1 protein-coding gene is annotated in these 1,097 nt (G+C 68.4%); it reads left to right on the top strand.

What is annotated here, in order from left to right:
* Nucleotides 1-1,097: acyl-CoA carboxylase subunit beta (locus IEZ19_RS49945; protein WP_189317981.1), on the top strand; the 1,097-nt coding region annotated here is incomplete at both ends.

Below are 1,097 nucleotides of genomic sequence, written 5' to 3'. Positions count from 1 at the left end.
CGGGCCGTCGAGAAGCAGCACTCCAAGGGCAAGCTGACGGCTCGTGAGCGGATCGAGCTGCTGCTGGACGAGGGGTCCTTCGTCGAGCTGGACGAGTTCGCCCGCCACCGCTCCACCAACTTCGGCCTGGAGAAGAACCGCCCCTACGGAGACGGTGTCGTCACCGGGTACGGCACGGTCGACGGCCGCCCCGTCGCCGTGTTCTCGCAGGACTTCACCGTCTTCGGCGGCGCCCTCGGCGAGGTCTACGGGCAGAAGATCGTCAAGGTCATGGACTTCGCCCTGAAGACCGGCTGCCCCGTCATCGGCATCAACGACTCCGGCGGCGCCCGCATCCAGGAGGGCGTGGCCTCCCTGGGCGCCTACGGCGAGATCTTCCGCCGCAACACCCACGCCTCCGGCGTCATCCCCCAGATCTCCCTCGTGGTCGGCCCGTGCGCGGGCGGCGCGGTCTACTCCCCCGCCATCACCGACTTCACCGTCATGGTCGACCAGACCTCCCACATGTTCATCACCGGCCCGGACGTCATCAAGACCGTCACCGGTGAGGACGTCGGCTTCGAGGAGCTCGGCGGCGCCCGCACCCACAACTCCGTCTCCGGCGTGGCCCACCACATGGCCGGTGACGAGAAGGACGCCATCGAGTACATCAAGCAGCTGCTGTCCTACCTGCCGTCCAACAACCTCAGCGAGCCCCCGGTCTTCCCGGAGGAGGCCGACCTGGCCGTCACCGCCGAGGACCTGGAGCTGGACACCCTGGTCCCGGACAGCGCCAACCAGCCCTACGACATCCACACGGTCGTCGAACACGTCCTGGACGACGCCGAGTTCTTCGAGACCCAGCCGCTGTTCGCGCCGAACATCGTCACCGGGTACGGCCGGGTCGAGGGCCACCCCGTCGGCATCGTCGCCAACCAGCCCATGCAGTTCGCCGGCTGCCTCGACATCAAGGCGTCCGAGAAGGCCGCCCGCTTCGTGCGCACCTGCGACGCCTTCAACGTCCCCGTCATCACCTTCGTCGACGTCCCCGGCTTCCTGCCCGGCGTCGACCAGGAGCACGACGGCATCATCCGCCGCGGCGCCAAGCTGATCTTCGC

Source organism: Streptomyces brasiliensis (assembly GCF_014647875.1).
Taxonomy (GTDB): domain Bacteria; phylum Actinomycetota; class Actinomycetes; order Streptomycetales; family Streptomycetaceae; genus Streptomyces; species Streptomyces brasiliensis.
Note: the sequence above shows the minus strand (reverse complement) of the source record. Positions and strands in the feature narration are given on the sequence as shown.